Genomic DNA, 25094 nt, shown 5'->3' on the forward strand with positions numbered 1-25094 from the left:
CCTGTTTTTAATTATTTTCTCATTTGTAGATTAGTAAAAGGATACCGAAAAACATTTAGAAAAGCAACCACTTATTTTCAGAAAGTTAGGAAATCATGAAAATATTTGTTCTTCATTTTTCCTTAAAATTTTGTTAAACTGTAAAGATATGAGTCGTAACGAAGGAGTTAAATAGTATGACAGAATCCAAAACTGCCATTATTTTTGATATGGACGGTGTCCTAGTAGATAGCGAAGCTTATTATTATGAGCGACGTAAAGCATTTTTAGCGGAATTTGATTTGACCATTGAGGGCCTAACCTTGCCAGAATTAGTCGGTGCGGATATGCGTTCATTATGGCAAAAGATTGAACAAGTCAACAAAAAAGAGCTAGATATTGCTTTTTTAAATGAACAATACATAGCCTATAAAAAAGCGCATCCTATAGATTATTTAGCTGTGCTTGATGAAAATGCGAAACGTGTTTTACAATTTTTAAAAAGACAAGGTTATAAAATCGGATTAGCTTCTTCTTCCACAAAAGACGCAATTGAAGAGGTTTTGACAGTGGGGCAATTAAGTAGTTATTTTGATGCGGTCGTGAGTGGGGAAGATTTCGAAGAAAGTAAACCGGCGCCGGATATTTATCTGCACACGTTACAAGAATTAGCTGTTGCGCCACAGGAATGTATAGCCATTGAAGATTCAGAAAAAGGCATTGCCTCTGCCAAAGAAGCTGGGCTAGAAGTTTGGGCTATGCGCGATGAACACTTTGGGATGGATCAAAGTCAAGCGGATGCCTTCTTAACACAACTAAGTGATATTTGTAAAAAAATTAGTGAAAATCGGATCGATGAAAGCAGTGAATCAACCCCTTCGTAAGAAGATCGCGGGTTTTCTTAAAAAAGTTTGTTATAACTAGTGAATGAATATACAGTTTGTGCTATAATTTTCTATAGGTATTTCTGCAAGAATGCCCTTTTTCAAGGGTCAGGAACAATAGATAACCGTGTGAAGAGAACAAACAACCTTTCTTTTATTATAGAAAAATTATCGGAGGAGCCAAAATGAAGAATAATTGGATTATCATTTTAGTACTAGTAATCGTTATTATTGCTGCGGTGCTATACTTAATTGGTTATTTTATGCGCAAAAAAAATCAAGAACAATTAGATGAATTAGAAGTTCGTAAAGAAGCCCTGTTTGACTTGCCAGTCTTTGAAGAAATCGATGACATTAAAAAAATGCATCTAGTTGGACAGAGTCAAAATAGTTTCCGTGAATGGAATCAACGTTGGGTAGAACTATCGACACGTTCTTTCGCCGAACTAGAGAGTCAAATTTATGAAGTCGAAAATCAAAATGAAATTTTCCGTTTCATGAAAGCGAAGAAAGCAGTCGTGGAAGCGAATGAAACGATGACCGAAATGGAAGCCGAAGTGGAAGTCATTCGTAATGGCTTGAAAGAATTACGTGAAAGTGAAGAGCGCAATTCATTAGAAGTTCAAAAAGCTTTGGATGTCTATGAAGAATTAAGTAAATCACTAAAAGATGATAAAGCTAGCTTTGGTCCAGCTTACTCCGAAATCCAAAAACAATTAAGAAACGTCGAAATTGAATTCACACAATTTGTCACACTAAATACATCGGGGGACCCAATCGAGGCTCGAGAAGTCCTAGAAGATGCGGAACGTCATACGTATGAATTGGAAGACTTAATGAAACGGATTCCACCAATGTATGAAGAATTAAATGAAACTTTCCCAGATCAATTAAAAGAAATCGAAGAAGGCTACAACCAATTATTAGCTGACGATTACGTGTTTCCTGAACAAAACTTTGCTGAAGAAATTCAACATGCGAAAAAACGTGTCGAGAATTCAATGGCTGATTTAGAGAAAACAGAGATTGCTGCAGTAGAGGTCGCAAATCGCGACACAGCAACGGCGATTGATGCATTATATGAAGTGATGGAACGTGAAATTGAAGCGAAGAAATATGTCGTAACCAATCAAAAAATTATTGACGATTATATTTCTCATTCCTTAAAAAATAACCGTCAATTAATGATTGAATTGGACCATGTATCACAAAGCTACACCTTAAACAACAACGAGCTAGGACGTAGTCGTGGCTTCCAAACGGAAATTGAAGAAATTATCCGCCGTCAAAAAGACTTGGAACCTCGAATGAAAGAACATACCGTTCCTTACTCTGAAATTCAAGCGTTCTATAAAGAATGCTATAAGATTTTAGATGATATTGAAAATCAACAATTAGAAATTGATGCTTCATTGAAAGAACTAAGAAAAGGCGAAAAAGTCGCCCAAGAAAAAGTCGACGAATACGAATTCCGTTTACGGAGTATCAAACGGTATGTTGAAAAGCAACGATTACCAGGTTTGTCTGCTGATTACTTAGAATTTTTTTATGTGGCAACGGATCGAATTGAAGATTTAAGCCGAGCCTTAAATAAAATGCGCATTAACATGGATGAAATCAATCGTTTGTGTGACTTATGCGAAGATGATTTAGAGTTATTAGATAAGAAAACAAAAGATTTAGTCAATGCAGCAGCTCTGACAGAACAAATGATGCAATATGCAAACCGCTATCGTCATACTCACGAGAACATCCGAGCGGCTTTAGATAAAAGCATGTATTTATTCTCGACAGAATTCCGTTATCAAGATGCATTAGATGAAATTGGAACGGCATTGGAAGCTGTTGAGCCAGGGGCGTTCAAACGAATCGAAGATTTTTATTTTAAAAATATCAATAACCCTAATTTAACAGCAATTTAATTAAACAATCACTAAACAGAGGTTTGTCGACAGACAAGCCTCTGTTTTTATGGCGTGGTGGTGACTTGAAGTGATACTTTAGAAAGTATATAATGGGAAAGAATTTTAAAAAAGAAGGGTGACAAATGATTTATTTTGATAATAGTGCAACTACACCGATTTACCCCCAGGCTTTAGATACATATGTAAAAACCAGTCAGCGGATTATTGGCAATCCGTCTAGTCTGCATGACTTAGGCAACCAAGCGAATCGGCTCTTACAACAAGCACGGAAGCAGATTGCGGAGCTAATCAATGTTTCAGCAAATGAAATCTATTTTACAAGTGGCGGAACTGAAGGAGATAACTGGGTTTTAAAAGGAACGGCAATCGAAAAACGAGAATTTGGTAATCATATTATTATTTCTGCAGTGGAACATCCAGCAGTTACAGAAACAGCGGAACAATTAGTCGAACTAGGTTTTGAACTTTCTTATGCGCCAGTGGATAAAGAAGGTCGTGTGAAAGTCGAGGAATTACAGAAATTAATTAGAAAAGAAACGATTTTGGTTTCTGTTATGGCAGTCAACAATGAAGTGGGAACGATTCAACCAATTAAAGAAATCAGCGAGGTTTTAGCGGAGTTTCCTAAAATTCATTTTCATGTAGACGCGGTTCAAGCAATTGGGAAAGTTAATTACTCAGAGTGGTTAACGGATCGGGTGGATTTTGCAACGTTTTCTGCACATAAATTTCATGGACCACGAGGCATTGGTTTTATGTATTGGAAACAAGGAAAACGTTTAGCGCCGCTTTTAACAGGAGGCGGGCAAGAAAACAACCAACGCAGTGGGACAGAAAACGTACCAGCAATTGTGGCAATGGCCAAAGCGTTACGCTTGCATTTAGAGAACGAACAACAACGGCCGCAACATGTGGCGACATTACGGAGTTATTTACTAAAGGCGCTAGAAGAATTTCAAAATGTGACTGTTTTTTCACAAGATAATGAACATTTTGCGCCACACATTTTATGTTTTGCTTTGAAAGGGATTCGTGGCGAAGTGCTGGTCCATGCATTGGAAGAAAAACAGATTTATATTTCGACTACGAGTGCTTGTTCTAGCCGGAAAAAAATGGCTAGCAGCACCTTGTATGCCATGCATGTGCCTGGGGAATTAGCGACTTCCGCTGTGCGCATTAGTTTAGATGAAAGCAATACAATGGCAGAGATTGAACAATTCATGATTGTTTTTAACCAACTTTATCAAAAATTTTCTCGTGTGAATTAATAAAAAAATAAGTCGGAGCCTAGAAATAGGCTCCGACTTATTTTTGCTCTCTTTATCGATTGAAGCGGTAGCCACTTCCCCAGAGTGTTTCAATTGGAGAGTCAGAAAGATTGGCTTTTTTTAATTTTTCCCGAATCCGTTTAATGTGAACAACGACAGTCGAAACCTCAGTATCTAAGGCATCAAATCCCCAGACACTTTCAAAAAGTTCTTCTTTATTCCACACGCGATTAGGATGTTCCATCAAGAAAACCAACAATTTGTATTCTTTGCTTGTAAAAATAACTTCATTTTCTAAAACAAACACTTTGTGGGCGGCAGTGTCGACAGCGATTTCATTGATTTTTAGTAATTGTGGTGGTTGTTCTGCTTTGCTTAGCAATTGATAACGGTTCATATGGGCTTTTGCTCGAGCGACTAATTCATTGGGACTAAACGGCTTGATTATATAATCATCAGCACCTAAGCCAAGCCCACGAATTTTATCAATATCTTCTTTTTTAGCCGAAACAATCATGATCGGCGTTTGCTTTTTTTTCCGAATTGCACGACAGATTTCAAAACCATCCATAGTTGGCAGCATCACATCTAAAATAATTAAATCAAAGGGCTCATTTAAAGCTGCTTCCAATCCTTTTTTTCCATCATGTTCAATTGTGACAGTCATATCGTTAATTTCTAAATAATCTTTTTGCAAATCAGCAATGCTTGGATCATCTTCAATAATTAATACATGTGGTTTCATTTTTCATCCTCCAACAACGGCAGCGTAATTATCACGTTGGTGCCGTCTCCTTTTTTACTTGTGACAGTGATTGTTCCCTGATGATAGTCAATAATTTGTTTGACAATACTTAATCCCAAGCCGCTTCCTTTAACTGTTGGGGTTCGAGATTTGTCTACACGATAGAAGCGTTCGAATAAATAAGGTAATTCTTTTTTATCGATACCAATGCCGTTATCTGTAATGGTTAAAACTAAGTCTGTTTGATTATGCGTTAAAGAAATCGTAAAGGCTAGTTGTTCTTTAGTGGGATCCGCAAATTTAATGCTATTTTGAATTAGATTGGTAATCACGCGATTCATCTGCGTGGGATCCATTTGAACGTATAAAGCTTCGGTGGGAAGTACAGAAGTGATCACGAGTTCTTGTTCCAAACGGTATTCTTCAAGAATATGTGCAATAAAACGAGTGAAATTGGTCTTTTCCATTGTAAAGACAGCACGGTCTAGGTCTAATTTAGAATACAAAAATAATTCTTCAATTAAATCATTGAGGCCTAAACTTTTTTCATGAATGACCGTTAAATAGCGCTGTTTTTTTTCTTCAGTATTGGCAACGCCATCCATCAAACCTTCAACGTAACCAATAATAGAAGTAATTGGTGTTTTTAAGTCATGAGAAATATTTGCAATTAATTCTTTCCGATTAGCTTCATATTTTTCGCGTTCCGCATTGGCTTCTTCTAAATCTTGCCACATTTGTTCAAAACTAAGTTGGAGCTGTTTGACTTCCGTTGAGACGGTTTGGTGGCTAGTTGGTGTAAATGGATTTTCTTTTTGGGCCTCCTTACCCAATGTTTTAGTCGCTTTTTCTAATGCTTCTAATGGCTCGATAGTGGTTTTGGTTAAGCGCTTATTAATGAGCCAAGCTGCCGCAATTGCTACAAGGATAATTAACAAAATCATCCAGATAATCCAGCGTGTGAAGAATTCAAAAAGGCTGCTTTCGCGTTTCAAGACAATAAAGCTCCCGTTAGAACCATCTAAATAATGAAAATCGGATTTGACATAATGATATAGACGCCCTGCATTATCCAGTGTGCCAGTTGGCATAATATTATTCATTTCGTAGTTTGGAATATGTACAGACAAAGATTTTTCTACTAAATTATCCGAATAATAAGGAAACCGTGCATTCTTTCGAATAATCACACTTAATCCTTTTGCTTCAATTGTTTGAATCGTTTCCTTTAATTCTTTACTCAAAGGTGTATCTAGTAATTTCGGTGATTTTTTTAGCAGTTGATCTAAGGCCAAATAACTTTCTTCTTCGTTAGCGGTCAATGGTCGTTGCTTATTCATCATTCGGTAAGCTTGGGGCAAACTGGGGACAGTTCCTAACGTGATGTAAGAAGCTAAGGATAAAACAGCTAAAACAGAGGCTAAAGTAATAATGATGGCACTAATATAAGAAATAAAAAAGCGGCGTTTAATGGTCAAAAGCGTTCCTCCTAGTGGTTTTAATCTATTTCTTACTTATAGTGTATTACAAGTGAACAAAAAAAAGCTAGTATTGTTATTAACTTTTTTTCATTTGTTTATAATTTGTTCATTTTTCGGCAAGTAGGAGTTTATAAGGCTTTGCTATTCTAGGTATATCAAAAAGAAAAAAGGGGATTACCAACTATGAAAAAGAAAAAAGTTTTTAGTACGATTACCTTATTAACCTTTAGTACGTTGTTGATTGCAGGCTGTGCTGGCGGAGCCAACTCTGCAACAGATAAATCAAGTGCAGCTAGCTCAAGCACTGCAGTCTCTAGTTCAGCAGAAGCAGCTAAAGAGCAATCAAAAGGACAAGAATTAACAGAAATTTTATCCAGTACTGATTGGCAAGGCACAAAAGTTTACGACAAAAATAATAATGATTTAACAGCAGAAAATGCTAATTTTATTGGGTTAGCAAAATATGATGGTGAAACCGGTTTTTACGAGTTTTTCGACAAAAACACTGGGGAAACCCGTGGTGACGAAGGAACATTTTTTGTGACGGGTGATGGCACAAAACGAATTTTAATTTCGCGGACACAAAATTATCAAGCCGTAGTGGATTTAACCGAAGTGAGTAAAGACAAATTTACTTACAAGCGTTTAGGGAAAGATAAACTGGGGAATGATGTTGAAGTTTACGTGGAACACATCCCTTATCATGGGAAAAAATTAGCTTTTACAAATGGACGTGAAGCATTAACCAATCAAACTGGCAAAATTGTGACAAATAAATCAGGGGATAAAATTTTAGGAACAACCTTGTGGAATGGCACAAAAGTCGTAGATAAAAACGGTAATGATGTGACAGCGGCCAATCAAAATTTCATTAGTTTAGCGAAATTTGATCCAAACACAAGTAAATATGAATTTTTCAATTTACAAACGGGTGAAACCCGCGGCGACTTTGGGTACTTCCAAGTGGTGGACGATAACAAGATTCGGGCCCATGTATCTATTGGGACGAATCGTTACGGTGCGGCGCTAGAATTAACGGAACTAAACAATGATCGATTTACGTATACTCGAATGGGTAAAGATAACGCTGGTAATGATATTCAAGTGTTCGTGGAACATGAACCTTACCAAGGCACATATCATCCAGCCTTTACTTTCTAAAAGTCTTTTGTCTTCTTTCTTATTTAACAAAAGAACGTCCCCCAACGTTCTTTTGTTTTCTCTTCTTCTATAAATAAATTGTTATTAGTTATAATTAAATATTATTATTAAGATAATTATAATGATTATTATTTAATAATTTTTTCATATTATGGACAGGTGGAGTTAATAACTACTTGCTATCCTTAAATTATAAAAAGGAAAGGGAGTAGTCGTTTATGAAGAAGAAAATCGTTGGTACAATTACGTTGTTGGCTTTAAGTGCGTTATTAGTTGGTGGAGCAGGAGGGGCTTTGACGGCAGAAGCATACGTTCCTCAAAACGTAGACAATCCCAATAATTTAGGGGATTTACCTGAGTATTTACGTTCAGTTGGTATTCGGCAAGATGAAGGATTATCAGAAAAAGATTGGGCTGGAACACGCGTTTATGATCGAAACAGGAATGACTTAACAGATGAAAATCAAAACCTATTACATGCAATCAAATTTGATGCAACCACTAGTTTCTATGAATTTTTTGATAAAGAGACTGGAGAATCAACAGGAGATGAAGGAACCTTCTTTATGACCGCTGGTATTACAGATGTTTCCCGTCTTGTAATTATTTCTGAAACCAAAAATTATCAAGGTGTATACCCACTTAGAACTTTATACCAAGATACTTTTACGTATAGACAGATGGGGAAAGATAAAAACGGAAATGATATTGAAGTTTTTGTAGAAAATAAAGCAACCTCAGGACCAGTCTATGGCCGTCCACAACCTTTCCCAAATAATCGTCCGAGAACATTGGAATTTACGAATGGTCGCCGTGCCATGACAGAACAAACAGGCCAGATTGATGTAAATCGACAAGGGGATGAAATTATTGGTAAAACTTCCTTTGATGGGACACCGCAACTTCTTTGGAATGGCACAAAAGTAGTGGATAAAGATGGCAATGACGTAACTTCGGCCAACCAAAACTTTATAAGCTTAGCGAAATTTGACCAAGACAGCAGCAAGTATGAATTTTTCAATTTACAAACGGGTGAAACCCGTGGCGACTATGGCTACTTTAAAGTAGGAAATCAAAATAAATTCCGTGCCCATGTTTCGATTGGAACCAATCGCTATGGCGCTGTCTTAGAATTAACAGAATTGAATGATAATCGTTTTACGTACACACGAATGGGTAAAGATAACGAAGGAAACGATATCCAAGTCTATGTGGAACATGAACCATACCAAGGAACTTTTAATCCTGAATTTACCTTTTAAGAGCAAAACATACGAATGGAAACCAAAAAAAGTTTCGGCTTCTTTTGGTTTCTCTCTTTTTAAAATAGAAAAACAGAGAAAGCGTTTTAATCGACAAATAAAAAAAGATTCGTTAGATTAGAACCACTGGAGAAAAATCTCATATTTCTCTCGAGGAAAGGAAGTTGAGCACAATGAACAAAAAAATTTTAATGGGGCTATTAAGTGTCGTGACCATTCCATTACTTGCTGCGTGTCAAGGAGGAGAAACACCTTCCGCAGCGTCAAAAAATAGTCAAACGGTGACTACTCAAAGTAGTGCAAAAACTGAAAGCACCAGTACAACCCGTTCGGTGGCTCAAACAACATCAAAAGAGGAAGTGAAAGAACCGATGAAGACCTATGAAGTGGGTGCGCTTTTAGAAGCAGCCAATCAACGAGATACGAAGAAGGTCAAGGAAATTTTACAAGATACTACTTATCAAGTGGATGAAGTCGACACAGAAGGCAACACACCGCTCAATATCGCTGTGCACAATAATGACATTGAGATTGCAAAAGCGTTGATTGATCGGGGTGCCGATATTAATCTGCAAAACAGCATTAGTGATAGTCCCTATCTTTATGCGGGAGCGCAAGGACGTACGGAAATTTTAGCGTATATGTTAAAAAATGCGACCCCAGATTTAAATAAGCATAACCGTTACGGTGGCAATGCGTTAATTCCGGCAGCTGAAAAAGGACATATTGACAATGTGAAGCTCTTGTTAGAAGATGGACGAGAAGACATAGATTTCCAAAATGACTTTGGCTATACAGCATTGATTGAGGCAGTGGGGTTACGTGAAGGGAACCAACTTTACCAAGATATTGTAAAATTGTTAATGGAAAATGGTGCGGATCAATCCATTAAAGACAATTCTGGTCGAACAGCAATGGACTATGCCAATCAAAAAGGTTATACGGAAATTAGTAAAATTTTAGCACAGTACAACTAAGTATTGTGTCCTTTCGGGAAGGAATAAATACAGGTAGGAGTGAAGGAAAGCATGAATTATTGGTTAAAAAATGTTCGAATTGAAACAGGGTATCAAAAAGAAGGTGACTGGTTATCTGGGACAGTAACCAAAGAAGTGGCAATTGAAGTAACAGATGGAGTATTTACAAAAATCATCCCCAATGAAGAATTGGTAGAAGAACCTGGGATGACAATTATTGATGGTCACCATCAATTAATTTTACCAGGTTTGATTGAAAAACATTGTCACTTTGATAAAAGTAAACTAGGCGTTCCGTGGTATCCAGTGACGCCAGCGAAGTCAATTGTGGAACGTGTCGAAGCAGAAATTCCTTATTTAGATAGTTTAGAACTTTCTTTAACTGAACGCGCCAACCATTTAATCGACTTAGAATTACCACATGGCGCGACAGCTTTCAGAACACATGTCGACGTGGAACCGATGACAGACTTACGTTATTTTGATGAAGTCCAAGCGTTGGCCCAAACGAAACCATTTGCGGTAGAAATTGTCGTCTTTCCACAGCACGGCTTACTGCGTTCAGATTCCGTTGAATTAGTTGATCAAGCATTGGCAAAAGGCGCCGATTTTATTGGTGGCGTGGATCCTTATTCACTAGATGGTGATTACAAAAAATCATTGGCTGAAACATTCCGCTTAGCAGATAAACATGGTGTCGGTGTGGATATTCATTTACATGACCGTCACGAAGCTGGGACAACAACGATTAAAGAAATTATCCGTTTAACGAAAGAATATGGCCTACAAGACAAAGTATTTATCAGCCATGCCTTCGGGTTAAATGATTTCATTGGTGAAGAACGTGCCGAAGTTTATGATGCTTTAGCAGCAGAAAAAATTCATATTAATTCCAGCGTGCCAATCACACCTAATACGATTCCGCCAATTATGGAATTGTTACGTCATGGAGTCAATGTCCATCTTGGTTGTGACAATATCTACGATTGCTGGTCTCCCTATGGTGATGGTTCATTACAAGAAAAATTGGCTCGTTTAGGTGAACTTTTTAATGTGAAAGATCAAGATGCTTTAACCCAATTATTGGGCTTAGTGACAGATGGTGTCACAACTTTAGACGAACAAGGGCAAGCAAATTGGCCGCAAGTTGGTGCTGAAGCAACTTACTTACTCACTGAAGCAGAATGTGCGGCGGCTTTTGTCGCTCGTCAGACACCGGTGGAAATCAGTGTGGTAAAAGGAACCACACTTTATCAAAAATAACAAAAAGAAGCGAGATTTCTCGCTTCTTTTTGTTATGCTTATCGTTCCTTCAGCCAGCTATCCAATTGCTCAAATAAAGTGATGACCGAAGGATCTTTGGTTTGTTTTAAAAAATCATGTTCTAAATAGTAAACCGCTTTAAAGGTACTCTTAGGAATGGTCCGTCCGATTTTTTTGCTATAGCGGAACGGCACTTCTTCGTCTGAGCTGCTAGCTGTACTGAAACAAGGTGGAAAAGTTTTTAATGTTTCGTCTGACAGTGCGTAAGCAGACCAGTCCCCATTTTCTGGTAATCCGTAAAAGTGCGGCAATAGCGCTTGCTGAATACTGTAATGATACAGCAGATAGCGAGAAAGAAAAGGATCATCCCAAACAGGCTTCGTTTGGTCGATAGCAGCTATTTCTTTAGCGGAAATGGCTTGCTTTAATAATTTCCGTGGCTCTTTAATAAATTCTAAATCTGTATAGCCGTAAAAATTGACTAAAAATTGTGGCGTCAAATTTAATGTTTGTAATTGTTTGGTTAACTGTAACATTAAATAACCGCCAGCGGAACGTCCGCACAAACCAAAGGGCTGGTTTTGAATAATCGCTTCGTTTAGCAATTGGAAGGTTTCTGTTAGTGTCCCTAAGATGTGATCGATTTTTGTATTTGGAGCCAACAAATAGTCCAGTGCTAAAACGGTATAGCCATTGCTTGTAAACAGATCCTTCAGTTCTTCTGGTAAATCACTTTTGGTTCCATAAATCATCCCGCCACCGTGTAAATAGACGACATAGTTCGTTGATTCAGTCGTAGCGGGGTAGATAGTAACTGTTGCGCCATTAGCGAGTGTTTGATTGTTTTTCAAGTGCACGTCTCCTCATCTTTATAATGTATGTGGCAATTTCATAATTTAACAATTGCAAGGGATTGGCTAAGTCAATATCAAGAAGTTGTTCCACTTTGTTTAAACGATAACGAATCGTTTTTGAATGAAGGAACATCGCTTCAGAGGTCTGTTTATAATTGCGATTATTTTGGAAAAAACTGTACAAGGTTTCAAACAAATCGTAGTTATTTTCGGCTAATTGATAAAGTGCGCGAGGAATTAATTCGTCTAAATTTTCCAATTGGTCTTCGCGGATAAAATTTTTAAATACCCCGATATCGGCTAAGGTGACAATTGGTCCGTTATAAAAAGTTTCATTAAAGCGCAGAATGTCCAGACATTCAATCAGTAGCTCTTTAATCCCTTCTCGTGATTTTAAACTGCTGACGGCAACGGTAAGCGTGTCGTTTTCTTCTAAAAGTTCAGCTAATAAACGACTTAATTGCAGCTTTGTAATTTTTCCATCACTTTCATTGAAGTTAAAAAGGACCGCCGAATAATTTAGCTGATCAAAGAAGATGGATTTCACACGCAGGGTACGAAGTAAGGCAATAATTCGTTCTTTCATGAGTTGTGTATTGGTGTCTTTGGTAGAAAAAGCAATCGCTTGGTAAGAATCTAGCTCTTGCATTTGCACTTCACGAAGCAAACTGTTTAGCTCGTCAGGATTTTGCGGTGTATTTTGTAAAATAGCATCCGCTAAGTTGTTCAAACGAGTATACCGTTCTTTTTTTAACAAATTTTCGGTATTGAATTTTTCTTGTAAGACATCAATCGCATTTTCGATAATCACTAAATCCGTTTCTTTAACCTTTTCATCTTGTAAATAAACCAGAAGTAAACAATTAGTGGAATAACTATTGAAAATAGAAACTTCTAGTGCCAACTGTTTTTTGGGGTTGGCATGAGAATAAAGTGTTAAAAGAGAGTAATCATTTTTAGTGAACTCACTGTTTTTTAGTTTTTCTCTTGAGAGCACAATCGCATCATGGGGTAAGTCGCCATCGCTAATTTCCAGATGTTTATCCAACATTTTTAAAGCGAAGGGTAATTTAATGATGTCATAAAATTCTTGCATAATCGTCTCAACTGTTGGGTAGTGGCGCTCTAATTTGGTGAAACGTTGGCGCACATCGTAATACGTACGTAAGACATGCGACTGATAATTCAACAAAGGCTCGTAAATCGTAAATAGAATTTTTTCATAGCTAATGTCTTGTGTGATTTTAATTAAAGGAATTTCATAATTGAAACATAATTCGATAAACCACTCTGGAATCATTTTGATGAATCGATCTGTTTTCAAAATTAAGCCGCTGATGCCAATTCGGCGCATCTTTACGAAAAAATTTTCTAACTCTTTTTCGGGTAGATCATGCAATGCGTAGAAAGAAGTCAAAATTAACTGATTCTTTCTACTCCAGTTCTCGATATCAATCGCTTCTAAGACCATTGCCGAGTCAACTTCATTGTCTAAACCAATCTCTTTCGTCAAAATTTTACCTTTTTTTAAGTCACCTATCGATAATAACTCTCTTAATTTCATCATTTTCTCCTTTTTTCCTCTTATGGATAAAAATTATACCATTTTTTTAGAATTATGTCCGATGAAAACACTTTCTCGTTTCGATACAATAGCATTGTAAGGAATAGATAGGAGGATGAACAATGTTACACACAGTAATTTTGAAAAACAATTACCAAGACTCCATCAACTTAATGTTATTGACCAATAAAATCAATGCATTAGATGGTGTAACCATGAGTCAAATCATGATGGGAACAGATGCCAACAAAGACATCCTTAACAACACGAACTTGTTAACGGATGAGGCCAATAGTGCATCTGCAAACGACATGATGATTGTGGTTGACAGCGAAAAAGAAAACATCATGGAAGAAGTTATGCCAGCGATTGATGAATTCTTAGATGATTTATCAGCAAAGGGAACTAGTGAAGAAGCACAAGCAGCAACTTCTTGGTCAGAAGCGTTTGATCTTTTACCAGAGGCGAATGTAGCGCTATTCAGTATTCCTGGTGAATATGGTGCGCCAGAAATGGAACGTGCCTTAAAAAATGATTTACACGTGTTCTCTTTCACGGATAATGTGTCAATTGAAGATGAAGTACGTTTGAAAAAATTAGCGCATGAAAAAGGCTTACTAATGATGGGCCCTGACTGTGGAACTGGTATTATCTCAAGTATTCCAATCGCCTTTACAAATGTTGTTTCTCCAGGAAACATTGGCGTTGTTGGTGCTTCAGGAACAGGGATTCAAGAAGTTACAACGATTATTGACCGCTTAGGTGGCGGAGTTGTTCACGCCATTGGTACTGGTGGTCGTGACTTAAGCGACAAAGTAGGCGCTATCACAGTGAAAGATGCTATTGTGGCTTTAGAAAATCACGAACCAACCGATGTGATTACAGTTATTTCTAAACCACCTGCAAAAGAAGTTCGTGATGAAGTGGTTGAATTATTACAAAGTATTTCAAAACCAGTCGTTGCGATTTTCTTAGGAGAAAAACCAACAAGTCACGAAGGCAAAGTTTATCTAGCTCATACATTAGAAGAAACAGCTAAAATTGCTGTTGATTTAGCAAATGATGTGGCCGTGAAGAAAAATTACTTTGAAGCATTAGCAAAACCAGCTGTACCAACATTACCAGAAGATAAAGTTGTAAAAGGCTTATATTCAGGTGGTACATTAGCTTCTGAAGCAGGTATGTTAATTTCTGAAGCTTTAGATCTTGGCGGTTTAGTGAAAGCAGAAGGTTATGTCTTGAAATCTCACGGTTATGAAGTCATTGACTTAGGCGATGATATGTATACACAAGGTCGTCCGCACCCAATGATTGACCCAGATGTTCGTATCGAAAAAATTCGTGAATACGCACAAGATGAAAAAACTGGGATTATCTTATTCGATGTGGTGTTAGGCTACGGTGCTCATGAAGACATGGTTGGTGCATTGTTACCAGCAATTGAAGAAGCGCGTGCCACAGCCAAAGAAGCCGGACGTGATCTTTACTTTGTTGCAACTGTTTGTGGGACTACGAAAGATCCGCAAAATTACCAATCGTCGGTTGATCGTTTGAAAGAAGGCGGCGTTTTAGTTGCAGAAAGCAATGCTAAAGCTGTTCAATTAGCTCTATTGCTAAAAGGAATCGAAATTTCAGAAGACGATAAAGAAGTGGTTGCTTACAACGGACCAACTGTCGATGTACCAAAACCAGGCGAAAAAGTAATGGAACTATTAACAACCAAACCAAGAATTATTAACGTTGGGTTGCAAAGCTTTACAGAATCAATCGTTGATTACGGTGGCGAAACCGTTCAATTTAACTGGCGTCCACGTGCTAACGGCAATAAAAAAATGATTAAAATTTTGGATGCTTTGGAAGATTACAGTGAACAAATCGAAGCTGAAAATCACAAAGTAACAGACAAAATTAAAAATGCACAACCATTCTTAGTAGATGTGGTACCTGCGAAATCAGTGATTCCAGAATTAAATGATGATGCACAAAAAACATTACTTCATGCTGGACCACCAATCCAATGGTCTGAAATGACTGGACCAATGAAAGGTGCTTGTATCGGAGCTGCATTATTCGAACGTTGGGCAGACAATGAAGAAGATGCTTTGAAGATTTTTGAAGCTGGCGAAGTACGTTTCATTCCTTGTCACCATGTAAAAGCAGTTGGACCAATGGGCGGTATTACTTCTGGTAATATGCCAGTCTTTGTTGTAGAAAATCGCTTAGAAGGTAACGAAGCATACTGTATCTTGAATGAAGGTATCGGTAAAGTATTGCGTTTTGGTGCTTATTCACAAGAAGTAGTTGATCGTTTAGATTGGATTAAAGATGTTTTAGGACCAACTATTGCGAAAGCCTTGAAACTTTCTGAAGAAGGCTTGAACTTAAACGTATTGATTGCGCGCTCTATTACAATGGGTGACGAGTTCCACCAAAGAAATATTGCCGCATCTTTGAACTTCTTAAAAGAATTGTCTCCATTAATTATCAAAACAGATATTCCAGAAGATCAAAAATACGAAGTAATCAAATTCTTAGCTGACACAGATCAATTCTTCTTAAATGTCATGATGGCAACTGGAAAAGCAATTGTTGATGGTGCCCGTAAAGATACCAACGGAACGATTGTCACAACGATGACTCGTAACGGCGTGAACTTTGGGGTTCGGATTGCAGAAACAGGCGATCAATGGCATACCGCACCAGTAAATACACCAAAAGGTCTTTACTTCACTGGTTTCAGCGAAGAAGACGGAAATCCTGATGTCGGGGATAGTGCAATTACTGAAACAGTAGGCGTTGGAGCAATGGCTATGGTAGCTGCACCTGGCGTAACACGGTTTGTTGGTGCAGGTGGCTTTGAAGATGCGTTAGCAACCTCAAATGAAATGGCAAAAATCTGTGAAGGACACAACCCAACATTCTCAATTCCAACTTGGGATTTCCAAGGAACTTGTTTAGGAATTGATATCCGTAAAGTGGTGGAATTAGGAATTACACCAATCATCAATACAGGGATTGCACACAAAAATGCCGGTGTTGGTCAAATTGGTGCAGGGACAGTTAGAGCACCTCTAGGCTGTTTTGAAAAAGCCCTAGAAGCGTATGCTGAGAAACTAGGCATTACGGTTGAATAACCAACTAGTCATTAGTGACTACATTTTTCCTATCCACCAATATGGCAAGATGGGAACCATTCACAGTGTTTTTGAACGTTCATTTAATCTGAAAGTCCAGGATCAATTAATCAATGTTGCAAACTTCCATAATTATTTATCAAGCTTTGGTATGTTTTTGCCAGATCAATTGTTTCAAGAAATCTTTCCGTATGTACAACAAGGTAATAAAGTCAAAATCACAGAAAATCAGTTGACCTTTTACAGTACAGTCGGCGTGAAAACGATCCAACTCACACCTGCCGAGGTCGTTTCTTTAAACATTACTCATTTCAAGTTAGAAAAAGACCAATTACGCTTGTTGCGAGACCGCTTATTAGCGAGAAACTTAGAACGTAGAATTGGCCTGCCTTTAGACGAACGAGCAAAGCATATTTTCAAAAAAATGAGCCAAAAACAAAAAGTTTGGACACTATCGGAATGGCAAGAAGTAACGAATTATCTGATTGGTCGGGGCAAAGGGTTAACCCCGAGTGGTGATGACATTTTAGTAGCGTATCAAACAATTCTGTTCATACTTGCTGATGAAAGAGCTGCGGCGTTAGCCGCTACTCTTTCGGCAGCAAATTTATCCACAACAGATGTTAGTAAAGGCTATATTGCAAGCTCGGCTAAAGGATATGTAAATTCATTGTTGTATCAGTTACTCTTGGATTTGGAGAACCATCGGGATAATAGAGTTGACGAAAATATTGACAGAATTATACAAATCGGACATTCCTCTGGTAAAGATATGTCATTTGGAATGTTACTAGCTTTACAATCTGTAGAGTTAGATGAGAAGTGAGGAGAAGACATGGAGAATAGTAAAAAAAATCAAGCAGTGCAAGTGAGCAATAGTTACTGGATTAAAGTCGTAGCCATTTTCTTCGTAGGCTGGATTTTAATGTACGCAACACGAACTATTTTTAATCCAGTGATGGGGGTCATTGGAGAACAATTTGGTCTAAGTAACACACAACTTGGTTTAGCCAATAGTATCTTCTTTCTAACCTATGCTGTTGCACAGATTCCTTTTGGGATGATTGGCGATAAAATTGGGCGGAAATTAGTCATTGCTGTTGGGTTTATCGTTCTTGCTATTTCTACTTATTTTAGTGGATTAGCGACAACCTTTGTTATGTTTTTAGTCATTCGTGCAATTGCTGGTATTGGTCAAGGAGCTTACTATGGCCCACAATATGCGCTATCGACAGAAGCGATTCCAGCAAGTAAACGGACCATCGGTAATGCCATCATCAATAGTGGGATGGCCTTCGGTACATCAGGTGGGTACCTACTTTCAAGTAAGTTGGTTTTAGAAAATGGTGAACATTGGAGCAAACCATTCTTTATCATGGCGATTCCAACGTTTATCGTAGGAATTCTTTTCTATACAATTTTGAAAGAAAAAGTGATTCGTCCTGGTGAAGAAGCCGCACGAGCAGCTGCTGAAGAAGGACCGCAAGAAAAGATCTCATTAAAAGAAATTTTCTCAAATCGTAATTTATTAGCCGCATTTATTTTATGTTTCACAAGTATTTATGCAAACTTTGTCATTATTACTTGGTTGCCACAATTTTTAATTGCTGAACGTGGCTTTACAGGAGCGAGCGTTGGTTTCATTTCATCACTTGTACCATGGGCCTCTATTCCAGGCGCCTTAATCTTCGCTCGTTTGAATGATAAAACAGGTGCGACGAAAAAATTAGTCTTTACATTAGTACCTTTAGCAATCCTATCTGTCTTTGCGATTGCTTTTGTAACAAATCGGACATTGTTAATTTCTGTTTTAATTCTTTATGGGTTAACAGGGAAATTAGCGTTAGATCCAATTATGGTGACTTTTGTTACCAAACATGCACCAAAAGCGGCCTTAGGAACAACGTTAAGTGCCTATAATTTTATCGGGATGTCAGGGTCAATCCTAGCACCGTATGTCACAGGATATTTAGCAGATACAGCAGGCTCAATGCAAGTTGGCTTCTATCTTTCTTGTGTACTATTAGTTATTGGTTTACTAGCTTTTGCTTTCTTAGCTAAAGATGAGAGTAAACCGAAATTAGGTTAATTATCCCTTCGATAATGACTGAAACAATCAAAATGAGCAAGACAAAATCTTTCATTTCGTAAACAAATTATTTCTTATCCGTCGATACTGAAAAGATTTTGTCTTTGCTTTACTAAAAAGGAGCGAATCAATCAATGAGTTTAAACGTAATTGCCCTAGGTGGGAATGCTATTTTAGATACGGATCCAACAGATGAAGGCCAAAAAGCCGTCGTTAATCACGCGGCCAAATATATTGCAGAATTTGTTGCTAAAGGTGAACAAGTCATTGTCTGTCACGGAAACGGACCACAAGTAGGGAATTTGCTTTTACAACAAAAAGCAGGCGAAAGTGAAAAAAATCCAGCGTTGAAATTGGATACTTGTGTTGCGATGACACAAGGAAGCATCGGTTACTGGTTACAAAATGCTTTAACTAATGAGTTTGAAAAACGTAACATTGCTAAACCAGTTATCTCTGTAGTTACGCAAGTGCGTGTGGACAAAGAAGATCCTTCGTTTAAAAAACCATCCAAACCAATTGGTCCATTCTATACAAAAGAAGAAGCTGACGCGGAAGCAGCCAAAGATGGCTCTACGTATGTGGAAGATGCTGGCCGTGGCTACCGAAAAGTTGTTCCATCACCAATGCCTAAAGAAATTGTTGAAAAAGAGGCGGTTCGTGCTTTAGTAGAGGCGGACGTTTTAACTATCTGTTCTGGTGGCGGGGGCATTCCGGTCGTAGCAGAAGACGGACAATACGTAGGCGTGGAAGCGGTTAACGACAAAGATTTCTCTGCACGTGTTTTAGCTGAAAACGTTGATGCAGACCGTTTGATTATTTTGACAGGCGTTGATAACATCTACATTAATTACAATCAACCAGATCAAAAAGCATTAGAACAAATCAGTGTAGCCGAAGCAGAAGAATACATTAAAGAAGGTCACTTTGCTGCTGGTAGTATGCTACCAAAAATCGAAGCTGCCTTAGACTTCGTAAAAGGTGATGACAAACGGAAAGCAATCATTACTTCTATCGAAAACTTAGAAAACATCGATAAAGAAGCAGGAACTGTGATCAGTCAAAAGGGGTAGTTTACCATGAAAAAACCGTCCATGATCACCCAAATTGCAATTGCTGTTGTCGTAGGAATCCTCGTAGGACTCTTGATTCCTGCTAGCGGTAATTACTTGAAAATAGTTGGAGATGTCTTTTTGCGACTGATGCAAATGGCTATTCCTATCTTGATCTTAGGGCAAATTGTCCAAGCAGTTGGCAGTATTAATCCAAAAGAATTAACGAGCCTTGGGGGTAGAACAATCGCTGTTTTCGGGATTTCCTCCTTAGCTGCCGCTTTATGGGGCGTCCTAATGGCAGTCATTTTTAATCCAGGATATGGTGTTGAAATGACTGGCTTCCAAGATGCTTCTATTAAAGCGCAAGAAATCTCAATTACTGATACGATTTTAAATTTCGTTCCGAAAAATATTTTTGATTCACTGACTCAAGGATCGATTATTCAAATTATTGTCTTTGCATTATTTTTTGGTTTAGCACTGAATAAATACTTACAAAGCCATCCAGAGACACAACTCTTCCAAATAATTGTGGACTTTAATGAAGTTATCATTACAGTCATTCGATACGTCATGTATCTAGCACCTCTGGGGATTTTTGCTTTAATTGCTTCAACAATTAGTCACTTAGGCCTTCAAATTATTTTACCGTTAGTGAAGTATCTATTGGTCTATGGATTAGGAACTATTTTATTTTTGGGCATCTGGATTTTGGTTATCACATTGTACTGTAAAGTAAGTCCACTACGTTTAATTACAAACATGAAAAATATGTCTGTGATGGCCTTGGCGACAACTTCTTCAGCAATTACTTTACCAGTAGCTTTGGAAGAAACAGAAACAAAATTAGGTTTAAGTAAGCGAATTACTAACTTAGTGTTGCCGTTAGGTATGTCATTAAACAGTAACGGTTCAGCGATGCATATGGCTTTTACTGTAATGACTATCGCTCAGATGTATCAGCTAGAGTTTGATATTACGAAAATGATTTACTTAGCAATTACAGCAACGTTTGTCTCACTAGCAAACGCAGTTGTTCCCGGTGCGGGCTTAGTCTCACTGGCAGTGATTGTTCCGCAAATGGGTTTACCCATTGAGAGTATTGCAATTTTTGCAGGCGTCGAATGGTTTGTTGGCATGTTACGAACAATTTTAAATGTCAATTCAGATGTTTACTCTGCTATCCTAGTTGCAAAATCAGTGGATGAAATTGACTATACTGTCTTTAACAGTAGCAATAAGTAGTGAAAAAAGGGGAGGAAATGCAAGGACGAAGAAGAAAATCACTTGTTTTCTTTCCCTTTTTTAAGATTAATGATAAAGGAGCAAGCGCAATGGAAGAAATGGTTGTCGTTACACCGAAGAAATTAGAAAAGCTGATGAAACAAAAATTAGAAGCTGCTGGTTTACATTCTGAACATGCCGAAGAAGTTGCTCGACATTTAACTTTTGCAGATGCTAGCGGTATTCATTCACACGGGGCGGTTCGTATGGATTATTATGCGGAACGGATTGCAAAAGGCGGGATCACGATTGACCCCGAATTATCATTTGAAAAAACTGGACCGTCCACTGCCATTTTTCATGGCGATAATGGCGTGGGTCAATTTGTTTGTAACGAAGCATTAGCTGCTGCAGTTGACCTAGCCAAAGATTCAGGGTTAGCATATGTTGGCGTTTCTCAAACGAGTCATAGCGGGACGTTATCGTATTATGTTAAAAAAGCAGCGGAACAAGGCATGGTTGCTCTTTCGATGTGTCAATCTGATCCAATGGTGGTACCGTTTGGTGGTACAAGCAATTATTTTGGAACAAATCCAATCGCTTTTGCAGCACCTAGAGCAGGTCATGAACCAGTCGTGTTTGATATGGCTACGACAGTACAGGCATGGGGGAAAATTTTAGATGCACGTTCAAGAGATGTTGAAATTCCCGACACGTGGGCAGTAGACGAAAAAGGCCAGCCAACGACTGATCCTTATGAAGTACGAGGTTTATTGCCGATTTCAGGACCAAAAGGATATGGACTAATGATGATGGTCGATGTCTTAGCTGGTTCGTTGTTAGGCTTACCTTTTGGTAAACATGTCAGTTCCATGTATGCGGATTTAACGGAGAAACGGAATCTGGGTCAGACGTTTTTAGTCATTGATCCAAGCCGCTTTACAGATTCTGAACGATTTAAAGAAAATATTAATCAAATGGTGGAAGAACTTCATAGTGTGCCTACAGCAGAAGGGTTTCAACAAGTTTACTATCCAGGAGAAATTGGTCAGCTAAACTATCAAAAAGCCATGTCAGAAGGCATTGAAATTCCACAAAGTATTTATGATTATTTAGTTAGTGAGATTGTACATTACGATAAATATGGCGGGCAAGGTGCCTTTGCCAAATAATGAGGAGCGCAGAGAGTATTCGCTGCTGCGTTGCTCTCGCCTTCTTTCTATTGGAGGAAAGTAAAATGAAAAAATCGTCAAAAGTAGCACTTATTTTTGCATTCTTAGTTAGTATTTTTGTGCCAGTTGCGGCCTTTGCTGATGAGATTGGGGATGTAGTTGCCCCGACAGGAATCATGGCATTAGTTGTGATTATTCCATTGATTGTTGTTTTGGTTCTATTGTTTATGAAAGTCGATATGATTATCGCTGGTTTAATTGGTGGCGTCTTAGCGATGCTGATTGGTGGCATTGGACTAGAAGAAGCGAATAAACAGATGTTGGAAGCTATCCCAATGATGTTAGGAATTACCGTTCCCATCATTAATTCAGCTGTTGCGATGGCGGTCTTTAAAGCAGGTAGTTATTCAGCTGCATTAACTTTAGCCAAACGAGGCACAAAAGGAAAAGTCGAGTATGTTTCAGCTTTTATTGTTATCTTATTAGCCGCAGCCACATATATGTCAGGAATTGGTGGCGGAAGTGCGATGGTTATTGCACCATTGGCCTTTGCTGCAGTTGGCGTTGTTCCTGAATTAATTGCAGCAATGTCTTTAGCTGCTGCGGTATCATTTACAACATCACCCGCTTCATTAGAATCAAGTATTGTTTCAAAATTAGGCGATATCAGTGTCGGTTCATATGTTTCAACCATGCGACCTTACTGGTTATTCTTCGTAGCATTAGCGATTGTTTTAGCCTTTTGGGGCACGAAACATAGAAATGTTGGCTTTAAAGAGTCGGCAGATGATGAATTTGATAAAAAGAGCAATGGTGAATTATTTAAAATTACCTTGCCAGCCATTTTCTTATTGTTTGCTGTAATTTTTGGACCAATTGTGAATGATTTAATTGGTTTTGCCTTCTTTACGCCACTTGTATACATGATTTTAACATTAGTTTTAATTTTCTTATGTACAGATTTCTCAATGAACAAATCTGTCGAAGCGATGGTAGATGGGTCTACATATATTTTGACTCGTTTATTCCAAGTAGGAATTTTCTTAGCCTTTATTAATGTTATTGCGGAAACAGGAACGTTTGCTGTAATCGCAGGTGTTGCTGAAAATGCACCAGCCTTTATTGTCGTGCCAGTTGCCATTTTAACAGGGATTTTAATTGGGATTCCAGCTGGGGCCTACGTAGGTTCTGTTTTAACTTTAGTGCTACCAGTTGCTGTATCGTTGAACTTCCCACCGTTAGCATTAGGTTTTGTAGCAATGGGTGTTGGTTTAGGTAGTCAAATGAGTTTTGTTAATATTACTATGCAAGCTTTATCTTCAGGCTTCCAAATTCCAATTTTGGATGTAGTTAAAGGAAACGTGAAATGGTTAAGTATTGCCTCTGTACTATTATTAGTTATCGGTTTAATCTTTGGATAAAAAACAATTTAGGGAGTGGAAAACATGGATTTATTAATTAAACAAGTTCGTCTTCAAGACGGTGAAGCATTACAAGATGTAGCTATTAAAGAAGGAAAAATCATTGAAATCGCCCCAGTTATTACTGGCGATGCCAAAGAAGTCATCGAAGCAGATGGTCGTGTTTTAATCCCAGGTTTTGTAGAAAGCCATTTACATTTGGACAAGGCATTAATCGCTGATCGTAAACCAAATAAATCAGGTACGTTGAAAGAAGCGATTGAAGTAACCGCAGAATTAAAACCAACATTTACCGAAGAAGACATTTACGACCGTGCTAAACGTGCCTTAGAAATGTTAATCGTTCATGGAACCACGGCGTTAAGAACGCATGCAGAATTTGACCCAGCGCAAGGTTTTACTGGCTTCAAAACAATTATGCGTTTGAAAGAAGAATACAAAGAGTTAATTGACATGCAAGTAGTGGCGTTTCCGCAAGAAGGAATTTTTAAAGCCCCTGGAACAGAACAAATGATGTATGAAGCAATGGATATGGGCGCAGACGTTGTCGGCGGTATTCCTTATAATGATGCACCAGCGAAAGAACATATTGATTTAGTGTTTGAAATTGCTAAAAAATATGATAAAGATGTAGATTTACACCAAGATTTTGCCGATGAAGCTGATGATATGAGTATTGAATATTTATGTGAAAAAACCATCGCTGAAGGCTACCAAGGACGTGTTTCAGTGGGCCACTTAACGGCATTGCACGCCTTACCTGAAGCGGAATTGGCGCCTATCATTGCAAAAATGGCGGAAGCAAATATTAGCGTGATGGCTTTACCAGCAACGGATTTACATTTAGGGGCTCGCGGTGATCAGTACAATGTTCGACGTGCGGTTACGCCAATCCGTAAATTACGCGATGGTGGCGTGAATGTCTGTATTGCTACAAATAATATTCGCAATGCTTTTACACCATATGGCACAGGGGATATTGTTCAAACAGCGATGCTAGCCATTCCTGTTGGGCACCTAGGTGGAGCGGATGACTTAAAAACAGTGCTACCAATGGTAACAACAAGTCCTGCTCGTGCGATGGGACTAGAAGGATACGGTGTCGCAGTTGGGAATAAAGCAGATTTAGTCTTATTAGACACAAAAGTGGTTGAACATGCGATTATTGATATTCCAGAACGGTTATATGTTATTAAAAACGGCCGTGTTACAGTTAAGACAGACAAAAAAGTCGAAATCATTCGTTAAGAAAAAAACAAAAAGCTCAAAAGGTTAGTTTGCGCAACTAACTTTTTGAGCTTTTTTTGATAAAGGTAAAGCTAGGAAGGTGAAAATATGATTAATTTATCCTGTTTTAGCTATGATTCTCTATTGAAAAGTTTATTTTCAGTTTATTTTTGGTCGATTTTCCTTGATATATATAGAATCTTCAGGAAATGCTCCTGTCTGTTTAAAATTCGGAATTTCAGAAATTATTCTTTTTTGCTAAACTAGTTATAACTGGTTAGTAAAAAGAAGTATTGGACGAATAGCGCTGAAACAAGTGAATGATCCAAAGTATAAAGAAAAATGAAACCGATACCACAAGACAAGACTGTTGCTGAAAATGGTAAGTGATCATTCTGCTAAGTTTAGT

The 25094-nt window shown here is 38.0% G+C and carries 19 protein-coding genes; 15 read left to right on the forward strand and 4 right to left on the reverse strand.

Annotated features, from left to right (window positions below; translation table 11 throughout):
- Positions 1-176 precede the first annotated feature (176 nt).
- From IGJ20_RS01435 to IGJ20_RS01445, 3 genes are all read left to right on the forward strand, one after another.
- Positions 177-863, forward strand: coding sequence for an HAD family hydrolase (locus IGJ20_RS01435; RefSeq protein ID WP_002355232.1), 687 nt, complete (start codon positions 177-179; stop codon positions 861-863).
- A gap of 185 nt (positions 864-1048) precedes the next feature.
- A complete protein-coding gene (gene ezrA / locus IGJ20_RS01440) occupies positions 1049-2785 on the forward strand; it encodes a septation ring formation regulator EzrA (protein ID WP_002355233.1) in 1737 nt (578 codons plus the stop codon).
- Positions 2786-2910: 125 nt separating this feature from the next.
- Complete coding sequence (locus IGJ20_RS01445) at positions 2911-4056, forward strand: cysteine desulfurase family protein (RefSeq protein ID WP_002355234.1); 1146 nt, start codon at positions 2911-2913, stop codon at positions 4054-4056.
- Positions 4057-4108: 52 nt separating this feature from the next.
- On the opposite strand, the gene IGJ20_RS01450 is transcribed toward IGJ20_RS01445, so the two are convergent.
- Together IGJ20_RS01450 and IGJ20_RS01455 are read right to left on the reverse strand one after the other, a co-directional pair.
- The gene (locus IGJ20_RS01450; RefSeq protein ID WP_002355236.1) at positions 4109-4801 is read right to left on the reverse strand and encodes a response regulator transcription factor; all 693 of its coding nucleotides are present in this window, start codon (positions 4799-4801) and stop codon (positions 4109-4111) included.
- Positions 4798-6141: a sensor histidine kinase gene (locus IGJ20_RS01455; RefSeq protein WP_025186532.1), complete on the reverse strand. Its 1344-nt coding sequence runs from the start codon at positions 6139-6141 to the stop codon at positions 4798-4800. The genes IGJ20_RS01450 and IGJ20_RS01455 overlap by 4 nt, the downstream gene beginning before the upstream one ends.
- Positions 6142-6465: 324 nt before the next feature.
- On the opposite strand from IGJ20_RS01455, the gene IGJ20_RS01460 reads away from it, so the two are divergent.
- From IGJ20_RS01460 to IGJ20_RS01475, 4 genes are all read left to right on the forward strand, one after another.
- On the forward strand, positions 6466-7443 hold the full coding sequence (locus tag IGJ20_RS01460; protein WP_202522295.1) for a DUF4822 domain-containing protein: 978 nt from the start codon (positions 6466-6468) through the stop codon (positions 7441-7443).
- A 218-nt stretch (positions 7444-7661) separates the two neighbouring features.
- Positions 7662-8705 (forward strand): DUF4822 domain-containing protein, encoded by a 1044-nt coding sequence (locus tag IGJ20_RS01465; RefSeq protein ID WP_202522296.1) that lies wholly within the window; start codon positions 7662-7664, stop codon positions 8703-8705.
- A gap of 173 nt (positions 8706-8878) precedes the next feature.
- On the forward strand, positions 8879-9682 hold the full coding sequence (locus IGJ20_RS01470; RefSeq protein ID WP_002373191.1) for an ankyrin repeat domain-containing protein: 804 nt from the start codon (positions 8879-8881) through the stop codon (positions 9680-9682).
- Between the two features lie 51 nt (positions 9683-9733).
- Positions 9734-10945 carry an amidohydrolase family protein gene (locus tag IGJ20_RS01475; protein WP_202522297.1) on the forward strand — a complete coding sequence of 404 codons (1212 nt, stop codon included), beginning with the start codon at positions 9734-9736 and terminating at the stop codon, positions 10943-10945.
- A gap of 38 nt (positions 10946-10983) precedes the next feature.
- On the opposite strand, the gene IGJ20_RS01480 is transcribed toward IGJ20_RS01475, so the two are convergent.
- Entirely contained in the window at positions 10984-11796 is an 813-nt protein-coding gene (locus tag IGJ20_RS01480) for an alpha/beta hydrolase (protein WP_202522298.1), read from the reverse strand.
- Positions 11771-13363 carry a PucR family transcriptional regulator gene (locus tag IGJ20_RS01485; RefSeq protein WP_002355248.1) on the reverse strand — a complete coding sequence of 531 codons (1593 nt, stop codon included), beginning with the start codon at positions 13361-13363 and terminating at the stop codon, positions 11771-11773. Before IGJ20_RS01485 ends, IGJ20_RS01480 begins: the two co-directional genes overlap by 26 nt.
- 122 nt (positions 13364-13485) lie before the next feature.
- Here IGJ20_RS01485 and fdrA point away from each other — a divergent pair, with 122 nt between their 5' ends.
- The 8 genes from fdrA (at position 13486) to IGJ20_RS01525 (ending at position 24706) form a co-directional block, all read left to right on the forward strand.
- Positions 13486-16497: a DUF1116 domain-containing protein gene (gene fdrA, locus IGJ20_RS01490; protein WP_002355249.1), complete on the forward strand. Its 3012-nt coding sequence runs from the start codon at positions 13486-13488 to the stop codon at positions 16495-16497.
- Positions 16490-17323, forward strand: coding sequence for a DUF2877 domain-containing protein (locus tag IGJ20_RS01495; protein ID WP_002355250.1), 834 nt, complete (start codon positions 16490-16492; stop codon positions 17321-17323). Before fdrA ends, IGJ20_RS01495 begins: the two co-directional genes overlap by 8 nt.
- A gap of 9 nt (positions 17324-17332) precedes the next feature.
- Positions 17333-18586 (forward strand): MFS transporter, encoded by a 1254-nt coding sequence (locus tag IGJ20_RS01500; RefSeq protein WP_002355251.1) that lies wholly within the window; start codon positions 17333-17335, stop codon positions 18584-18586.
- Positions 18587-18720: 134 nt separating this feature from the next.
- Positions 18721-19659, forward strand: coding sequence for a carbamate kinase (arcC, locus tag IGJ20_RS01505; RefSeq protein ID WP_002355252.1), 939 nt, complete (start codon positions 18721-18723; stop codon positions 19657-19659).
- 6 nt (positions 19660-19665) lie between these two features.
- Positions 19666-20886: a dicarboxylate/amino acid:cation symporter gene (locus IGJ20_RS01510; RefSeq protein ID WP_202522299.1), complete on the forward strand. Its 1221-nt coding sequence runs from the start codon at positions 19666-19668 to the stop codon at positions 20884-20886.
- Between the two features lie 89 nt (positions 20887-20975).
- The gene (gene allD, locus IGJ20_RS01515; protein ID WP_202522300.1) at positions 20976-22037 is read left to right on the forward strand and encodes an ureidoglycolate dehydrogenase; all 1062 of its coding nucleotides are present in this window, start codon (positions 20976-20978) and stop codon (positions 22035-22037) included.
- Positions 22037-23458, forward strand: a complete 1422-nt coding sequence (locus IGJ20_RS01520) for a hypothetical protein (RefSeq protein ID WP_002392492.1) — start codon at positions 22037-22039, stop codon at positions 23456-23458. The genes allD and IGJ20_RS01520 overlap by 1 nt, the downstream gene beginning before the upstream one ends.
- 24 nt (positions 23459-23482) lie before the next feature.
- Positions 23483-24706 (forward strand): amidohydrolase family protein, encoded by a 1224-nt coding sequence (locus tag IGJ20_RS01525; RefSeq protein ID WP_002389547.1) that lies wholly within the window; start codon positions 23483-23485, stop codon positions 24704-24706.
- Positions 24707-25094: the final 388 nt, after the last annotated feature.

The organism is Enterococcus sp. DIV0294, from assembly GCF_050558155.1.
Taxonomy (GTDB): domain Bacteria; phylum Bacillota; class Bacilli; order Lactobacillales; family Enterococcaceae; genus Enterococcus; species Enterococcus faecalis.

Coding starts and splice junctions, on each gene's coding strand:
- IGJ20_RS01435 (WP_002355232.1), top strand. CDS start 177: ATGACAGAATCCAAAACTGCCATTATTTTTGATATGGACGGTGTCCTA.
- ezrA (WP_002355233.1), top strand. CDS start 1,049: ATGAAGAATAATTGGATTATCATTTTAGTACTAGTAATCGTTATTATT.
- IGJ20_RS01445 (WP_002355234.1), top strand. CDS start 2,911: ATGATTTATTTTGATAATAGTGCAACTACACCGATTTACCCCCAGGCT.
- IGJ20_RS01450 (WP_002355236.1), bottom strand. CDS start 4,801: ATGAAACCACATGTATTAATTATTGAAGATGATCCAAGCATTGCTGAT.
- IGJ20_RS01455 (WP_025186532.1), bottom strand. CDS start 6,141: ATGAATAAGCAACGACCATTGACCGCTAACGAAGAAGAAAGTTATTTG.
- IGJ20_RS01460 (WP_202522295.1), top strand. CDS start 6,466: ATGAAAAAGAAAAAAGTTTTTAGTACGATTACCTTATTAACCTTTAGT.
- IGJ20_RS01465 (WP_202522296.1), top strand. CDS start 7,662: ATGAAGAAGAAAATCGTTGGTACAATTACGTTGTTGGCTTTAAGTGCG.
- IGJ20_RS01470 (WP_002373191.1), top strand. CDS start 8,879: ATGAACAAAAAAATTTTAATGGGGCTATTAAGTGTCGTGACCATTCCA.
- IGJ20_RS01475 (WP_202522297.1), top strand. CDS start 9,734: ATGAATTATTGGTTAAAAAATGTTCGAATTGAAACAGGGTATCAAAAA.
- IGJ20_RS01485 (WP_002355248.1), bottom strand. CDS start 13,363: ATGAAATTAAGAGAGTTATTATCGATAGGTGACTTAAAAAAAGGTAAA.
- fdrA (WP_002355249.1), top strand. CDS start 13,486: ATGTTACACACAGTAATTTTGAAAAACAATTACCAAGACTCCATCAAC.
- IGJ20_RS01500 (WP_002355251.1), top strand. CDS start 17,333: ATGGAGAATAGTAAAAAAAATCAAGCAGTGCAAGTGAGCAATAGTTAC.
- arcC (WP_002355252.1), top strand. CDS start 18,721: ATGAGTTTAAACGTAATTGCCCTAGGTGGGAATGCTATTTTAGATACG.
- IGJ20_RS01510 (WP_202522299.1), top strand. CDS start 19,666: ATGAAAAAACCGTCCATGATCACCCAAATTGCAATTGCTGTTGTCGTA.
- allD (WP_202522300.1), top strand. CDS start 20,976: ATGGAAGAAATGGTTGTCGTTACACCGAAGAAATTAGAAAAGCTGATG.
- IGJ20_RS01520 (WP_002392492.1), top strand. CDS start 22,037: ATGAGGAGCGCAGAGAGTATTCGCTGCTGCGTTGCTCTCGCCTTCTTT.
- IGJ20_RS01525 (WP_002389547.1), top strand. CDS start 23,483: ATGGATTTATTAATTAAACAAGTTCGTCTTCAAGACGGTGAAGCATTA.